The 18,908-nt window shown below is 70.1% G+C and carries 1 protein-coding gene (cut by a window edge); it reads left to right on the top strand.

Annotated features, from left to right (window positions below; all coding sequences use genetic code 11):
- Positions 1-348: 348 nt before the first annotated feature.
- Positions 349-18,908 carry the start of a non-ribosomal peptide synthetase gene (locus tag BOX37_RS29365; RefSeq protein ID WP_084760358.1) on the top strand. The gene runs 26,065 nt beyond the window's last position, so 18,560 of the gene's 44,625 nt are visible here — the first part of the coding sequence; the start codon lies at positions 349-351; its stop codon lies beyond the right edge, outside the window.

Below are 18,908 nucleotides of genomic sequence, written 5' to 3'. Positions count from 1 at the left end.
CGAGGATGTGAGAACACAGACAAGGGTCAGCAAACTCGGGGTGGGCGGCTCACCTGGCCCGATGCCGCGTCGCTATGGATGTGGTTGGTTGCGGGGCGGGCGCACCGGTAGATTGGTGCGATGGTTTGCGACGAGCACACCGGCGCTGGCAGCCGGACGGTCACGAGCATGGTCTCGGCCATGTAACGAGATCGGCCGAGCCGACAGATAGTGCCAATGGACATTTTTGCCTGATTGATTTCGAGAACTGAACCCGAGACGCAGGCGCCACGCTAGTTCTGGCTGGGGCGCCTGCGTTCCGGTGTCGTCGGGGAGCGCTGACTAGGTGTTCCGGAAGCGAGGTTTGGGTTGGACCGGCTGGATTTCGGCGGAAACGGCGAAACTGGTGACGGACGTGGAGACTCTCCGGAGTACTTCCCGCTCTCGCCCGCTCAGCTCGGTATCTGGTACGCGCAGCACGTCGACCCACAGGTGCCGATCAATATCGCCCAGTACGTCGACCTGCGTGGACGCCTCGATGTCGCCGCACTAGAGCGCGCGAGCGCGGGCGCGGCGACCGACCTGGAGTCGGGCTGGCTGCGCATCGTCGAGGTCGACGGCGAACCGATGCAGACCATCGACCCGTCTCAGGACGCGACGCTGATCTATGTCGACCTACGTGGCGCGGCCGATCCCGAGGCCGCCGCCGCCGAGTGGATGCGCGCGGAGTACAGCCGCCCGCTCGACATCGTCGCCGACCGTCTCGTGCAGGCCGCCGCGCTGCAACTCGACGACGAGCACTGGTACTGGTACGCCCGCGTCCACCACATCGTGCTCGACGGGTTCGGCGCCAACAACTTCGTCAACCGCACGGCACAGCTCTATACCGCCGCGGTCTCCGGCACGCCCGCGCCGGAGAACAAGGCCACCGATCTGCGCTCGCTCTACGAGACCGAGATCGCCTACCGCGACAGCACCCGCTTCGAATCCGACAAGGCCCACTGGGCCCAGCGGGTGGCCGGACTGGAAGAGGGCAGCAGCCTCACCGGCCGCTCCGCCCCGCCCTCGCCGGTCAACGACATCACCAGCGCCGCCCTGTCCCAGGCCCAGGACGACCTGCTCGCCGCGGCCATCGCCCGCCACGACAGCACCGCCGCGCCGCTGCTGATCGCCGGCTTCGCCGCCTACCTGGCCCAGATCACCGGCGCCGAGGACGTCATCCTCAGCCTCCCGGTCACCGCGCGCACCACCGCGATCATGCGTCGCTCGGGCGGCGCGACCTCCAACATCGTGCCGCTGCGCCTGCGCGTCGGGCACGACACCACCGTCGCCGAACTGCTGCGCTCGGTCACCACGGAGGTCTCCGGCGCCCTGCGCCATCAGCGCTACCGCCACGAGGACATCCGCCGTGACTCCGCGGGCGAGGGCATGGTCTCGACCGAGTTCTTCGGTCCGTGGGTCAACATCATGCTGTTCGACAACCACCTGCGCTTCGGCGACATGGAGGGCACGCTCAACGTGCTCTCCACGGGCAGTATCGAAGACCTCGGCGTCAACTTCTATCAGTCGCACGGTGGCACCCGCTCCCACATCGACTTCGAGACCAACCCGAACCTCTACTCCGCCGCCGACGCGCAGACCCACCACGCCCGGTTCCTGGAGTTCTTCGACCGCTTCCTGGCCGCCGAGGCCGAGCTGCCGGTCTGGCGGCTGCCGGTCACCGGCGTCGCCGAGCTGGAACGCTCACTGCTCGAGTGGAACGACTCCGCGCACGAGGTCCCCGCGACCACGCTGCCCGCGCTCCTCGACGCCCAGATCCCGTTGACGCCGGGCAGTATCGCCCTGGACTTCGAGGGCGAGACCCTCACCTACGCCGAGTTCGGCAAGCAGGTCAACCGCCTTGCGCGCTTCCTGATCGCCGACGGCGTCGGCCCGGAATCTCTGGTAGCCCTCGGCATGCGGCGTTCGCTCGAGCTGGTCGTCGGCATGCACGCGGTGCTGCGAGCCGGTGGCGCGTACGTGCCGATCGACCCGGATCATCCGGCCGACCGCACCGCCTACATCCTCGAGTCCGCGGCACCGGTCTGCGTATTGACCACCACCACCGACGATCTGGACCTCCCGGAGTCGGTGGCCAAGGTCGAGATCGACACCCTCGACACCTCCGCCTACGCCGACACCCCGATCACCGACGACGAGCGCCTGTCCCCGCTGCGCCCGGACAACACCGCCTACGTCATCTACACCTCGGGTTCGACCGGCCGCCCCAAAGGCGTCGCGGTGACCCATCACGCGATCGTCAACCAAGAGCTGTGGATGCTCGACGAATACCGGTTGACCGCCGACGACGTCTACCTGCAGAAGACCGCCACCACCTTCGACGTGTCGCTGTGGGGCTACTTCCTGCCGCTGATGGTCGGCGCCAAGCTGGTCATCGCCTCGCCCGACGGCCATCGCGACCCGCTCTACGTGGCGGACATGATCGAGCGGCACGGCGTCACCGTGACCGACTTCGTGCCGTCGATGCTCACGGTCTTCGTCTCACACGCCACTGCGGCCCAATGCGCCACGCTGCGTGCGGTTTTCGTGATCGGTGAGGCGCTGCCGCCGGAGACCGCCGCCGGGCTGCGCGCGATCTCCGATGCCGGTCTGCACAACCTGTACGGCCCCACCGAGGCCGCGGTCTCGGTGACCTACTGGGAGGCCACCGAAGCCGACACCGTCACGGTGCCGATCGGTATTCCCGAGTGGAATGTCGAAGTCTACGTATTGGATTCGCGCCTGCGCCCGGCCGCGATCGGCGCTCCGGGTGAGCTGTATCTGGCGGGCCGTCAGCTGGCGCGCTGCTACCGCGGCCGCCCCGACCTGACCTCGGACCGCTTCGTCGCCAACCCCGTCGGTGGTCCCGGCGAGCGCATGTACCGCACCGGTGACCTGGTGCGCTGGAACACCGAGGGTGTCCTGGAGTACATCGGCCGCACCGACTTCCAGGTGAAGTTCCGCGGTCAGCGCATCGAGCTCGGCGAGATCGAGACCGACCTGCTCGCGCATCCGAGTGTCAGCCAGGCCGCGGTGCTGGTGGTCGACACCGCCACCGGCCAGCAGTTGGTGGCCTACGTGGTCCCCGCGCCGGGCCAGTCCGCCGATCCGACCACGCTGGCCCGCTTCGTCGGCGAGAAACTGCCGACCTACATGGTGCCCGCGTCGATCATGGTGCTCGACGCGTTCCCGCTCAACACCTCGGGCAAGCTCGACCGCAAGGCCCTGCCCGAGCCCGTGTTCACCGCTGCCGCGGGCGGGTTCCGTGCCCCGCGCACCCCGGCCGAGCAGATCGTGGCCGGGATCTTCGCCGATGTGCTGAGCCAGGAGCGGGTCGGCGCCGACGACAACTTCTTCGAGCTCGGCGGCAACTCGCTGGTCGCCACTCAGGTGGTGGCCCGCATCGGCGCTGCCTTCGGTATCCAGCTCGGTGTCCGCGCGCTGTTCGAGACCCCGACCGTGGCCGGACTGGCCGCGCGGGCCGAATCCGCCACGCCCGCCGAGATTTCCACCCGGCCGCCGCTGGTCGCCCAGCCGCATCCCGAGCAGGTGCCGCTGTCGCTGGCCCAGCAGCGGATGTGGTTCATCAACCAGTTCGATCCCACCGTGCCGACCTACAACCTGCCCTTCGTCGTGCAGATGAAGGGCCGCGTCGACGTCGACGCGTTGATCGCCGCGCTCGATGACGTTGTGGTGCGCCAGGAATCGCTGCGCACGATCTTCCCCGACGCCGACGGTGGCTTCCAGCGTGTGCTCGGCGCCGACGAGTTCGACCTCGGCATCACCGTGACGCCGATCGAGCAGCCGCTGCTGCGCGAGGCGCTGATCGACTTCGCCTCCACCGGTTTCGACGTCACCCTGGAACTGCCGATCCGCGTGCGGATCTACCAGGTGACCAGCGGAACCGCTGCCTCGAACGGCGCCGCTCCCGAGGGCTCTCCGTGGTCACGCTCCGCAGCCGCCTCCGAGTCCGCCCGTCGCGACGCGGGCACATCGGAATTCGCGGTCGCCTTCGTCGTACACCACATCGCCGCCGACGGCTTCTCCTTCGGCCCGCTGGCTCGCGACGTCGCCACCGCCTACCTGGCCCGCTCGGCGGGCGAGGCCCCGGCCTGGGCGCCGTTGCCGGTGCAGTACCGCGACTACACGCTGTGGCAGCGCGAACTGCTCGGCCTCGAGTCCGATCCGACCTCGATGGCCGCGCGTCAGCTCGACTACTGGCAGCGTGCGCTCGACGGCCTACCCGACCAGCTCGACCTGCCCAGTGACCGCCCGCGCCCGCAGCAGCAGAGCTTCCGCGGCGCGCGCGTCGGCTTCGAGATCGACGCCGACACCCACGAGCAGCTGGCGGCGCTGGCCCGCGCCAACGGCGTCACGCTGTTCATGGTCGTGCACGCCTCGCTCGCGGTGCTGCTGGCGCGGCTGTCGGGCACCACCGACATCGCCGTCGGCACGCCCATCGCGGGTCGCGGCGAGCAGGCGCTCGACGACCTGATCGGCATGTTCGTCAACACTCTGGTGCTGCGTTCCGATGTCGACCCGGCTCAGCCGTTCGCCGAGTTCCTGGCCAGCACCCGCGACACCGACCTGTCGGCGTTCGCCAACGCCGATGTGCCGTTCGAGCGGCTCGTCGACGTGCTCAACCCCTCGCGCTCGCAGGCGCGCCACCCGTTGTTCCAGGTGGTGCTGTCGTTCCAGGAGATGTCGCACGGCACCCTGGAGCTACCCGGTCTCACGGTCAACGCCGACGAGGTCGAGGTCGACATGGCCAAGTTCGACCTGCAGTGGACGCTGACCGAAGAGCACACCGGCGCCGGCGCCCTGTCGGGCATGACCGGCGTGCTCACCTACGCGATCGACCTGTTCGACCAGTCCACCGTCGAGGAACTGCTGCTGCGCTGGCGGCGCGTGCTCGCCGCGATTCTGGCCGATCCGGCCGTCACCGTCGGCGCGATCGACGTGCTCGACGACGCCGAACGCGCCGACCTGGTCACCCGGGTGGGCGCACCCGCCGCCGTCGCGCGCACCCTGCCGCAGCTGATGGCGCAAGCGGCCCGCGACACCGAGGCGACCGCGGTGGTGTTCGAGGGGACAGCTGTGTCCTACGGTGAGCTCGATCGCCGCTCGAACCAGTTGGCCCGCTTGCTGATCCAGCAGGGCCTCGGCGCCGAGGACTTCGTCGCGGTCGCCGTGCCGCGCTCGTTGGAGTCGGTGCTCGCGGTGTGGTCGGTCGCCAAGACCGGCGCCGCGTTCGTGCCCGTCGACCCGAACTACCCGGCCGACCGCATCGCACACATGATCGCCGATGCCGGTGTGTCCGTTGGCCTCACGGTCACCGCCGAGGCGGGAGTGCTGCCCGGCCACGCCGAGGACTCCGGTGTGCGCTGGCTCGAGATCGACGATCTCGACCTCGACGACTTCTCCGACGCCTCGCTCGCCCCGCGCGAGCTGGTGCGCCAGACCGATCCCGCGCAGCCCGCGTACCTGATCTACACCTCCGGTTCCACCGGTGTGCCCAAGGGCGTCGTGGTCACCCATGCCAGCGTCGCCAACTTCTGCGCCGAGCAGATCGACCTGTACTCGCTCGACTCCGATACCCGCGCACTGCATTTCGCCTCGCCCTCGTTCGACGCCTCGGTGCTGGAACTGCTGCTCGCGCTCGGTCGCGGCGGCACGCTCGTCGTGGTCCCGCCGGGGGTGTACGGCGGCGAGGAACTGCGCGACATCCTGATCACCGAGGAGGTCACGCACGCGTTCGTGACCCCGGCCGCGCTGGCCACCTTCGACGCGCGCGGCCTCGATCACCTGCGGGTGCTCGCGGCCGGTGGCGAGGCGGTGCCGCCGGAGCTGGTCACCAAGTGGGCGGTGCGCCTGCCCAACGGCTCGCGGCGCATGCTCGGCAATGTCTACGGGCCCACCGAGACCACCATCGCCTCCAACCTCAGCGAGGGCCTGATCCCGGGGGAGCGGGTCGTCATCGGCGGTCCCATCCGCGGCGCCCACTCGCTGATCCTCGACGACCGCCTGCGCCCGGTTCCGGCCGGTGTCGCCGGTGAGCTCTACATCGCCGGTGTCGGCATGGCGCGCGGCTACCACGCGCGGCCCGCGCTGACCGCCGACCGTTTCGTCGCCAACCCGTACGTGCCCGGTCAGCGGATGTACCGCACCGGTGACGTGGTGCGCTGGACCGCCGACCGCAATGTCGAGTACGTCGGGCGCTCCGACTTCCAGGTGAAGGTGCGCGGCTTCCGCATCGAGCTCGGCGAGATCGACTCGGCGCTGGCTTCGCACGAGACCGTCGACTTCGCGGTCAGCATCGGTCACAAGAACAACGGCGGCAGCACCTCGCTGGTGTCCTATGTCGTCGCCGTGCCGGGCCGTTCGATCGAGGTCACCGAACTCACCGAGCACGTGGCGCAGCGACTGCCCGCGTACATGGTGCCCTCGTCGATCATGGTGCTCGACGCGGTCCCGCTGACCGTCAACGGCAAGCTCGATCGCCGCGCGCTGCCCGCACCGGTGTTCGAGGTGCGCGAGTTCCGCGCGCCCACCACACCGATCGAGCAGATCGTCGCGCAGGTCTTCGCCGACGTGCTCGAGCTGTCGCGGGTCGGTGTCGAGGACGACTTCTTCGAGCTGGGCGGCAACTCGCTGATCGCCACCCAGGTCGCCTCCCGCATCGGCATCGCCCTGGACACCCGTGTCCCGGTGCGCATGCTGTTCGAGGCACCCACCGTCGCCGCGCTGGCCGCGCGGGTGGAGTCCCAGGCCGGTGACGGCGCGCGCAAGGCGCTCGTCGCCCGCGAGCGCCCCGAGCGGGTGCCGCTGTCGCTGGCTCAGCAGCGGATGTGGTTCCTCAACCGCTTCGACACCGGCTCGGCGGTCAACAACATCCCGGTCGCGATCCGGCTGTCCGGCGAGCTCGACGTGGCCGCGCTGCAGGTCGCCGTGATCGACGTGATCGACCGGCACGAGTCGCTGCGCACCGTGTTCCCCGAATCCGGCACCGGCCCCGTGCAGGTGGTGCTGGACGCGGCGCAGATCGTGCCCGACCTCACCCCGTACCGGGTCACCGAGGACAACCTCATCGACCACCTGATCGACCTGGCCTCGATGGCCTTCGACGTGACCAGCGAAGTCCCGCTGCACGCGAGGCTTTTCGAGATCAGTGAGACCGAGTACGTACTCGGCATGGTGGTGCACCACATCTCCGCCGACGGCTGGTCGATGGCGCCGCTGTCGCGCGATGTGATCGTCGCCTACGCGGCGCGTACCTCGTGGGAGGCGCCGACCTGGGCCGAATTGCCGGTCCAGTACGCCGATTACGCGCTGTGGCAGCGCGAGGTGCTCGGTTCCGAGGACGACCCGGCCTCGCTGATCTCCTCCGAGATCGACTACTGGGCCCGCGAACTCGCCGATCTGCCCGACGAACTGGTGCTGCCCGCCGACCATCCGCGTCCGCCCGCTGCCACCTACCGTGGCGGCACCTACAGTTTCGTCATCGCGAGCGAGACCCAGCGCGCCCTGGTCGAATTGGGGCGCCGCTACAACGCCTCGCTGTTCATGGTCATGCACAGCGCGCTGGCCGTACTGCTGGCCCGCGCCAGCGGGACCGCCGACATCGCGATCGGCACCCCGGTGGCCGGCCGCGGCGACCAAGCGCTCGACGACCTGGTCGGCATGTTCGTCAACACCCTGGTGCTGCGCACCGAGGTGGACGGCGCCACCGGTTTCGCGACCCTGCTCGACCAGGCCCGCGAAACCGACCTGCAGGCCTTCGCGCACGCCGATGTGCCGTTCGAGCGGCTCGTCGAGGTCCTCAACCCGACTCGGTCGCAGGCGCGGCACCCGCTGTTCCAGGTGATGCTGTCGTTCCAGAACAACAAGCAGGCCTCGCTGCAGCTGCCCGGCCTGTCGGTCAGCGGCATCGACTACGACGCCCAGCTGGCCAAGTTCGATCTCCAGCTGACGCTCACCGAGGTGCAGGACACCGACGGTGAGGTCGGCGGCATGTCGGCCGAGTTCTCCTACGCGCTGGATCTTTTCGAGGAATCGACCATCGCGGCGTTCGCCCGCAGGCTCGACAACATCTTCGCCGCGATCGTCGCCGATCCCGAGGTGGCGGTCGGTGACATCGACCTGCTCGCCCCCGAGGAGCACGCGCAGGTCCTGGTCGACTGGAACGACACCGCGCGCGCGGTGCCCGAGGCGACTCTGGTCTCGCTGTTCGACGCCCAGGTGGCACGGACCCCCGACGCGGTCGCGCTGGTCTTCGAGAACGAGTCGCTGTCCTATCTCGAACTGCAGGAGCGGGCCAATCGCATCGCCCGCCGCCTGATCGCCGACGGCGTCGGCCCTGGTGCGCATGTGGCACTGGCGATCCGGCGCTCGACCGAGTTGGTCGTGGCCATGTACGCGGTGCTGCAGGCGGGCGCGGCGTACGTGCCGCTCGACCCCGATCAGCCCGCCGATCGCATCGGCCACATCATCGGGACCGCTCAACCGCGCCTGGTGCTCACCAGCCGCCGCGACAACTTCGAGGCCGACGGTGTCACCGTGCTGGCCGTCGAGAACATCGAGGCGCCCGCCGATTTCAGCGGCGCCCCGATCACCGATGCCGAGCGGGTCAAGCCGCTGCGGACGACCAATACCGCCTATGTGATCTTCACGTCGGGCTCGACCGGTCGGCCCAAGGGCGTGGCGGTCGATCACGCCGCGATCGTCAACCGGCTGCTGTGGATGCAGCACGAGTACCCGATCGATGCCGCCGACGCGGTGCTGCAGAAGACCCCGGCCACCTTCGACGTGTCGGTGTGGGAGTTCTTCTGGCCCTTGCAGACCGGTGCGCGCCTGGTCGTGGCCAAGCCCGAGGGCCACCGCGATCCGGTGTACCTGGCGCAGGTCATCGCCGAACGCGGCATCACCACCGCGCACTTCGTGCCGTCGATGCTGTCGGTGTTCGTCTCGACTCTGGGCAGCAACGGTAACGGCAGCGCGGTGCGCCTGCGGCAGGTGTTCGCCTCCGGTGAGGCGTTGCCCGCGCCCACCGCGCAGCGGCTGCGCGAACTCACCGGCGCCCGCCTGCACAACCTGTACGGCCCCACCGAGGCCGCGGTCGACGTCACCTATCACGAGGTCCTCGACACCGATGTGGAGTCGGTGCCGATCGGCCGTCCGGTGTGGAACACCAAGGTGTTCGTGCTGGATTCGCGGCTGCACCCGGTGGCTCCCGGGGTCGCGGGTGAGCTGTATCTGGCGGGCGATCAGCTCGCCGTCGGCTACCTCAACCGGGCCGACCTCACCGCTGACCGCTTCGTCGCCAATCCCTACGGCGCGGCCGGTTCGCGGATGTACCGCACCGGTGACCTGGTCACCTGGACGCGCGAAGGGGAACTGAACTACCTGGGCCGCACCGACTTCCAGGTGAAGCTGCGCGGTCTGCGCATCGAGCTCGGCGAGATCGAGGCCACGCTGCTGGCCCAGCCGGGCGTCGCGCAGTCGGTCGTCGTGGTGCGCGCCGACGCGCACGCCGGTGACCAGCTCGTGGGTTACCTGGTGCCGCAACCGGATTCGGGACTCGATGTGGCCGCGGTGAAGGCGGGTGTCACCGCCGAGCTCCCGGCCTACATGGTGCCGTCCGCGCTGGTCGTGCTGGATGCCTTCCCGCTCAACGCCTCCGGCAAGCTCGATCGCAAGGCGCTGCCCGCGCCGGTGTTCGAGGCCAAGCAGTTCCGGGCGCCCTCGACCCCGATCGAGGAGATCGTCGCGGAGATCTTCGCCGATCTGCTCGGCGCCGACCGGGTCGGCGTGGACGACGACTTCTTCGCCCTGGGCGGCAACTCGCTGGTCGCCACCCAGGTCGCCGCCCGGTTGAGCAAGGCGCTCGACGCCGAGGTCGGCGTGCGCACCCTGTTCGAGGCGCCGACCGTCGGGGCGCTCGCGGCCCGCGTCGAATCGCATGCCGGCACCGGGGTGCGGGCCGAGCTGGCAGCCCGGCCGCGGCCGGAGCATCCGCCGCTGTCGCTGGCCCAGCAACGGATGTGGTTCCTCAACCGCTTCGACCTCACCGACGCGGGGGACACCGGCACCTACAACATCCCGGTCGCGGTGCGCCTGCAGGGCCTGCTCGATCTGCCCGCCCTGCGCGGCGCGGTCGCCGACGTCATCGCCCGGCACGAGTCGCTGCGCACCGTCTACCCCTCCCACGACGGCACCGCCTTCCAGAAGGTGCTCGCCGCCGCGGTCTCGATTCCCGCTGTCGAACTCGTCGAGGTCGACGAGACCGACATGGCGGCCTCGCTCTACGAGTTCGCCCGCCGCGGCTTCGACGTCACCGCGAACGCCCCTGTGCGCCTTCGGGTCTACGAGCTGAGCGAGCGCGAGCACGTGCTGGTGATGGTGGTCCACCACATCGCCGCCGACGGTTTCTCGCTGCGTCCGCTGGTGCGCGACCTGATGACCGCCTACGTCGCCCGCACCGGCAACGCCGAGCCGGGCTGGCCGCCGCTGGCCGTGCAGTACGTGGACTACGCGCTGTGGCAGCGCGAAACCCTCGGCGACGAGGACGATCCCACCTCGCTGATCTCCGAGCAGCTCGACTACTGGCGCGGCGCGCTGGCCGATCTGCCCGACGAGCTGCGCCTCGGCCACAAGTCGCGGCCCGCGCAGGCCAGCTACCAGGCGGGCACGCATCGCTTCGAGGTGCCCGGCGAGCTGGTCGAGGCCCTGAACCGGGTGGCCCACGAGCACGGCACCACGCTGTTCATGGTGGTGCACAGCGCCTTCGCCGCGTTGCTGTCGCGCTTGTCGGGCACCTCCGACATCGCCGTCGGCATCCCCGTCGCCGGCCGTGGCGAGCAGGCGCTCGACGATCTGGTCGGCATGTTCGTCAACACCCTGGTGCTGCGTGCCCAGGTCGATCCCGCGGTCGCCTTCACCAGGCTGCTCGGCCAGGTCCGCGAGAACGATCTGGCCGCCTTCGCCCATGCCGATGTGCCGTTCGAGCGCCTCGTCGAGGTGCTCAACCCGGCCCGTTCGCAGGCACGGCACCCGTTGTTCCAGGTGATGCTCTCGTTCCAGAACCTGGGTCGCACCACCCTGGAGCTGCCGGGCCTGACGGTCTCGGAGCTGGGCATCGACCAGCACACGGCCAAGTTCGACCTGCAACTCGCGCTCAGCGAGGTCCCGGCCGACGACGACAGCCACATGGATGCCGAACTCGTCTACGCCACCGACCTGTTCGACGCCGGGTTCGCCGCCACCTTCGGCGCGCGCCTGCTGCGCGTGCTCACCGCCGTCGTCGCCGATTCCACGGTCGCCGTCGGCGACATCGACCTGCTCGATCCCGCCGAGCGCACCCTGGTGCTCGACCGGTGGAACGACACCGAGTTCGCCGTCGACGCCGCGCTGAGCACCCCCAGCGACGACGACCCGGCCACCCTCAACGCCCTGTTCGAGGCGCAGGTCGCACGGACCCCCGACGCGACCGCGCTCACCTTCGAGGGGACGAGTCTGTCCTACGCCGAGTTCGCGGTGCGGGTGCGTCAGCTCGCGCGCTGGCTCAAGGATGCCGGGGTCGGCCCGGAATCGTATGTGGCACTGGGCATGCGGCGCTCACTCGACCTGCTGGTCGGCATGTACGCCGTGTCCGCGGCCGGCGGCGCGTACGTGCCGCTGGACCCCGATCACCCGGCCGAGCGCATCGAGCACATCCTCGAGACCGCGCAGCCGGTGTGCGTGCTGACTTCCGGGGCGTCACTGCCGGGAGCCGCCGGGCGCGAAGTGCGCATCGACGAACTCGACCTGTCCGGGCATTCGAGCGCGCCGGTCACCGATGCCGATCGGCATCGCCCGCTGCGCTCGGACAACACCGCCTATGTCATCTTCACTTCCGGTTCGACCGGTCGCCCGAAGGGTGTGGCGGTCAGCCACGCGGCGATCGTCAACCGCTTGGTGTGGATGCACGCCGCCTACGGCCTGGCCGCCGACGACGTGGTGCTGCAGAAGACCCCGGCCACCTTCGACGTGTCGGTGTGGGAGTTCTTCTGGCCGCTGCAGGTCGGTGCGCGCCTGGTCGTCGCCAAGCCCGACGGGCACCGCGATCCGGCCTACCTGGCCCGGCTGATCGCGGCCGAGCAGGTCACCACGGTGCACTTCGTGCCGTCGATGATGGCCGTGTTCGTCACCGAACCTCTTGCCGCGGACTGTGTCTCGCTGCGCAATGTGTTCGCCTCCGGCGAGGCGCTGCCGGTGCCCACCGCGCAGCGCCTGCGCGAGCTGACCGGTGCCGCGTTGCACAACCTCTACGGCCCCACCGAGGCCGCGGTCGACGTGACCTATCACGAGGTCACCGACACCGACACCGACACGGTGCCGATCGGCGCCCCGGTCTTCAACACCCGGCTCTACGTGCTGGATTCGCGCCTGCGCCCGGTGCCGGTGGGTGTCGCGGGTGAGCTGTATCTGGCGGGTGTGCAGCTGGCGCACGGCTACGTGGGCCGTGCCGACCTCACCATGGACCGTTTCGTCGCCGACCCGTTCCATCCGGGCGAGCGCATGTACCGCACCGGCGACCTGGTCACCTGGACCGTCGACGGTGAGCTGGAATACCTGGGCCGCACCGACTTCCAGGTGAAGCTGCGCGGCCTGCGCATCGAACTCGGCGAGATCGAGTCGGCGCTCACCGCGCTGCCGACGATCGCCCAGTCGGTGGTCGTGGTTCGCGCCGACGAGCACACCGGCGACCAGCTGGTCGCCTACCTCATCCCGCAGCCGGGTGCCACGGTCGACACCGACGCGGTCAAGGACGCGCTCGGCACCGAACTGCCGGTGTACATGGTGCCCGCGGCCTATGTGGTGCTGAACGCGTTCCCGCTCAACGCTTCCGGCAAGCTCGATCGCAAGGCGCTGCCCGCGCCGGTGTTCGCCGCGAAGACCTTCCAGGCGCCGGTCACTCCGGTGCAGCAGATCGTCGCGGCCACCTTCGCCGAGGTGCTCGGCGTCGGTCAGGTCGGCCTCGACGACGACTTCTTCGCACTCGGCGGCAACTCGCTGGTCGCCACCCGGGTCGCGGCCCGGCTGTCGGAGGCACTCGACACCCAGGTGCCGCTGCGCGCGCTGTTCGAGGCCTCGACGGTGGGCGCGCTCGCGACCCGCGTCGAGTTGTCCACCGGTCGCGGCGGTCGCGTCCCGCTGACCCCGCGTCCGCGCCCGGAGCTGGTGCCGCTGTCACAGGCTCAGCAGCGGATGTGGTTCCTCAACCGCTTCGACAACCGCACCGCGGTCAACAACATCCCGGTCGCGATCCGGCTCACCGGTGAGCTCGATGTCGCCGCGCTGGAGGCGGCCATCGCCGACGTGACGGCCCGCCACGAGACCCTGCGCACCTTCTACCCGGAGGTCGAAGGCGCGGGCTATCAGCAGATCCTGCCCGCCGACGAGGTCCGCTTCGCACTGCCCGCCCAGCCGGTCGCCGCCACCGACGTGGTCGCCCGGGTGGTCGAGCTGGCCGGCGCGCACTTCGACGTGACCCGTGAGGTGCCGTTCCGCGCGAGCCTGCTGCGCGTCGAGGATCGTGGCGCGGTCGCCGGTCGTACCGAACACGTGGCCGTGCTGGTCATGCACCACATCAGCGGTGACGGTTTCTCGCTGCGGCCGCTGCTGCGCGATGTCGTCGTCGCCTACACCGAGCGCGCCCGAGGCGAGGTCCCGGCCTGGGCCCCGCTCGAGGTGCACTACGCCGACTACACGCTGTGGCAGCGTGAGGTGCTCGGCTCCGAGACCGATCCCGAGTCCGTCGCGGCGAGTCAGATCGGCTACTGGACCGAGCAGCTGCGTGATCTGCCCGACCAGCTCGAACTCCCCGCCGACCGGCCGCGCCCGGAGATCGCCACCAATGCCGGTGACCTGCACCGGTTCACCATCGACGCCGAGCTGCACCGCGCGCTCACCGCGATCGCCCGCGCCCGCGGCGTGACCCTGTTCATGGTGATGCACGCGGCGCTGGCCACCTGGGCCGCGCGCCTGTCCAACAGCACCGACATCGCGATCGGCACCCCGATCGCCGGTCGCGGCGAGCGCACCCTCGACGACCTGGTCGGCATGTTCGTCAACACCCTGGTGCTGCGCAGCGAGGTCGACCTGGGCGGGCGCTTCGGCGATCTGCTCGAGCAGGTGCGCAAGGTCGACCTGTCGGCCTTCGCCAATGCCGACGTGCCGTTCGAGCGGCTCGTCGACGTGCTCAGCCCCACCCGCTCGCAGGCGCACCACCCGCTGTTCCAGGTGGCGCTCACCTTCGAGGCGGCCACCGCCGCCGACACCGGCACTGTGGCGCTGCCCGGCCTCGACCTCGATGTGGTCGACTTCGACCCGGGCACAGCCAAATTCGATGTGCAGCTGACCGTGGGCGAGGCCGCCGACGGCTCGCTGGCCATGTCGTGGAACTACGCCACCGATCTGTTCGACGCCGAGACCGTCGCCGCCTTCGGTGACCGTCTGGTGCGCATCCTGCGCAGCGTGGCCGAGGACCCGGACGTGATCGTCGGCGACATCGACCTGCTCGGCGAGGCCGAACAGCGCGATGTCGCCCAGCGCTGGGTGTCCTCGGGCGTCGACGCGATCGCCCTGCCGGTGATCCACGACGCCAGCACCCCGGCCGGTCACCGGCGTGGGCTGTTCGGGAACAAGCACACCACCCTGGTCGACCTGTTCGACGCCGCGGCCGTGGCCCATCCGGACCGCATCGCCGCCAAGTTCGGCGTCGAGTCGCTGACCTACGCCGAGCTCGACCGGCGCGCGAATGTCCTGGCGCGCAGGCTGATCGACGACGGCGCAGGCCCGGAGTCGCTGGTCGCGGTGATCCTGCCGCGCTCGCTGGACCTGGTCGTCGCGCTGCTCGCGGTGGTCAAGACCGGCGCGGGCTATGTACCGGTCGACCCGACCTACCCGGCCGAGCGCATCGCCTACGTGCTCGAGGACTCCCAGCCCACCAGCGTGGTCCTGGATTCGACCGTCCAGGTGACGGTGCCGGCGCATCTGCCCTCGGTGGTGCTCGACGGTTTCGCCGTGGAGACCGGCAATATCGAGGACGCCGACGACGCGCCGATCACCGACGCCGACCGGCTGTCCCCACTCTCGCCGGACCACGTCGCCTACGTCATCTACACCTCGGGTTCGACCGGCCGCCCCAAGGGCGTCGCGGTCGCGCACCGCAACGTGGTGCGCCTGTTCGCCAACACCGACCGCGATTTCGGCTTCGGCCCACGCGATGTGTGGACTCTTTTCCACTCCTACGCCTTCGACTTCTCGGTGTGGGAGCTGTGGGGTCCGCTGCTGTTCGGCGGCTCGCTGATCGTCGTCGACTACTACACCTCTCGCTCGCCCGAGCAGTTCCTGGAACTGCTGCGCGTCGAGCAGGTCACCGTGCTCAACCAGACGCCCTCGGCGTTCTACCAGCTGGCCGAGGCCGACCGGAACGCCGGGCCCGGCCTGGAACCCCTGGCTCTGCGCTATGTGGTGTTCGGTGGCGAGGCGCTGGAGCTGCGCCGCCTCTCGGATTGGGTCGCCCGCCACGGCGACAGCTCGCCGACGCTGGTGAACATGTACGGCATCACCGAGACCACGGTGCACGTGTCGTTCCGCGCGCTGGACGCGCAAACCATTGCCGCCGCTGCGGGTTCGGTCGTCGGCCGGGCCATCGCGGGTCTGGGCGTCTACGTCCTGGACAGCCGGCTGCGGCCGGTACCGGTGGGTGTCGCGGGCGAAATGTATGTCGCGGGACCGCAGTTGGCGCGCGGCTACCTCGGACGCCCCGACCTGACCGCCACCCGCTTCGTCGCCAACCCCCTGGCCGGCCCGAACCAGGGCGGCTCGCGGCTGTACCGTTCCGGCGACCTCGCGCGCTGGAACCGCTTCGGCGAGCTCGAGTACCTCGGCCGTGCCGACGATCAGGTCAAGGTTCGCGGCTTCCGCATCGAACTCGGTGAGATCGAGGCCGCCGTGCTCGCGCAGCCGGGCATCGCCCAGGCCGCGGTGATCGTGCGCGAGGACCACCCGGGCGACCAGCGGATCGTCGCCTACGTCGTCGCCGAGGGCGAGCTCGTGCCCGACCTCGATGTGGTGCGCACCGGTGCGGCCGAACAGCTACCCGCCTACATGGTTCCGGCGGCGCTGGTCCGCCTGGAATGGATCCCGCTGACCGTCAACGGCAAGCTGGATCGGCGCGCGCTGCCCGCCCCGGCGGTGCAGGCGCGCGCCTTCCGCGCCCCGGTCACGCCGGTGCAGGAGGCCGTCGCCGCGGTCTTCGCCGATGTGCTCGGCCTGGATCGGGTCGGCGTCGACGACGACTTCTTCGACCTCGGCGGCAACTCGCTCATCGCCACCCGCGTGGTGGCTCGCATCGGCGCCGCCCTCGGCGCCACCGTGCCGGTGCGCGCGCTGTTCGAAGCCTCGACCGTGGAAGCCCTCGCGGCCCGGGTGGAATCGCACACCGGCGGCACCGCCCGCGCGGCGCTGGTCGCCCGTGAGCGCGCCGAGGACGAACTGGTTCCGCTGTCGTTCGCCCAGCAGCGCATGTGGTTCCTCAACAAGTACGACACCACCTCCGCCGCGTACAACCTGCCCGTCGCGATCCGCCTCACCGGCGATCTCGACACCGAGGCGCTCTCGCTCGCCCTCGCCGATCTGGTGCGCAGGCACGAATCGCTGCGCACCCGTTACCCCGAGCACGGTGGCACGCCGGTGCAGCAGATCGTTGCCGCCGAACGCATCTCGCTGGATCTGCGGCCGGTCACGGTCGCCCACGACGAGCTGTTCGGCACGGTCACCGAGTTCGTTTCCACCGGTTTCGATGTGGCCGAACAGGTTCCGCTGCGCGCCCGGCTGTTCCGGGTCGCCGCGACCGACGACAGGACTGGTGAGACCCGCTCAGCGAGTGCGTCCGAGCCTGTTGGTAGCACCGCTGCCACCGAGCACACGGGTCGCATCGCCGCCGAGCACGTGTTGGTGGTGGTCGTGCACCACATCGCCGCCGACGGTTTCTCCATCGCACCGCTGACCCGCGATGTGATGCGCGCCTATACGGCTCGTGCGCAGGGCACCGCGCCAGGCTGGGCTCCGCTGCCGGTGCAGTACGCCGATTTCGCCATCTGGCAGCGCGCCGTACTCGGCACCGAGGACGACACCGACTCGCTGATGTCGCGCCAGGTCGGCTACTGGCAGTCGCAGCTCGCAGGCATCCCCGATGAATTGACGCTGCCGTTCGACCGGCCGCGTCCGGCTATCGCCTCACTGCGCGGCGCGACCGTGCATCGCGAACTCTCGCCCGAGCTGATCGCCAAGCTCGACGAGGTGGCCCGCCGCCAGGGTGCGTCGCTGTTCATGGTTATGCACACCGCGTTGGCGGTGCTGCTGGCTCGCCTCTCCGGCTCCGATGACGTCGCCATCGGCACCCCGATCGCGGGCCGTGGCGAGCAGGCCCTCGATGGCCTGGTCGGCATGTTCGTCAACACTCTGGTGCTGCGTACCGGTGTGCGCCCGGCCGAGTCGTTCACCGACCTGCTCGAGCAGGCCCGTAAGACCGACCTCGACGCCTACGGCAACGCTGACGTGCCCTTCGAACGCCTGGTGGAACTCCTGGCGCCCGAGCGCTCGCAGTCGCGTAACCCGCTGTTCCAGGTGATGCTGGCCTTCCAGAACCTGGACCGCACCACCCTCGAACTGCCCGGCCTCGCGGTCTCCGCGCTCGACCTCGACGAGAGCGTCGCCCGCTTCGACCTGCAGTTCACCCTGTCCGAGCTGGGTGAACCCGGCAGTGGCGGCATGGCGTTGGCACTGAACTACGCCACCGAACTGTTCGACGAGGACACCGTCGCCGGCATCGCCGTGCGCTGGCAGCGAGTGCTGGAGGCCGTTGCCGCCGATGCCTCGATGACCGTCGGCGCCATCGACGTCCTCGATGCCGCCGAGCGGTCCGACCTGGTGTTCCGGGTCGGCGAGCCGCCGGTTCCCGCGCGAACCCTGCGCACCCTGATCGCCGAGGCCGTGGCCCAGAACCCCACCGGCCCCGCCGTCGTGTTCCAAGGGACGAGTCTGTCCTACGCCGAGCTCGACGAGCGTTCGAACCGCTTGGCGCGCTTGCTGATCGCGGAGGGCATCGGCGCCGAAGACCTCGTCGCGGTCGGCGTCCCGCGCTCGGCCGACTCGGTGTTCGCCGCCTGGGCCGTGGCCAAGACCGGCGCCGCCTTCGTCCCGGTCGACCCGACCTACCCGGCCGACCGCATCGCGCACATGGTCACCGACTCCGGCTCTCCGCTGGGTCTCACGGTGGCCTCCGTACGCGCGGGCCTGCCCGAGTCCGCCCGCTGGCTGGTGCTCGACGAGCTGGACCTGGACGCCTTCGACGGCGGCCCGATCGCTGACGCGGAGCTGGTCCGCCCGACCACCCCCGAACAGCCCGCCTACGTCATCTACACCTCCGGCTCCACCGGCGTGCCCAAGGGTGTCGTGGTCACCCACGCCGGTCTGGCGAACTTCGGCGAGGAGCAGGCACAGCGCTACGCCCTCGACACCGACACGCGCGCACTGCATTTCGCTTCGCCCTCGTTCGACGCCTCGATCCTGGAACTGCTGCTGGCCCTGGCCCGCGGCGGCGCGCTGGTCGTCGTCCCGCCGGGTGTCTACGGCGGCGACGAGCTCTCGGAACTGATCCGCGCCGAGCGGGTCACCCACGCCTTCATCACCCCCGCCGCCCTGGCGACCTTCGATCCCAGCGGTCTCGACTCGCTGCGGGTGCTGGTCGCCGGTGGCGAAGCGGTACCCGCCGATCTGGTGTCGAAGTGGGCGGTTCGGTTGGCGGACGGCACGACTCGCGCCTTCCACAACGGCTACGGCCC

It is taken from the genome of Nocardia mangyaensis (genome assembly GCF_001886715.1).
Lineage (GTDB): Bacteria > Actinomycetota > Actinomycetes > Mycobacteriales > Mycobacteriaceae > Nocardia > Nocardia mangyaensis.
Note: the sequence above shows the minus strand (reverse complement) of the source record. Positions and strands in the feature narration are given on the sequence as shown.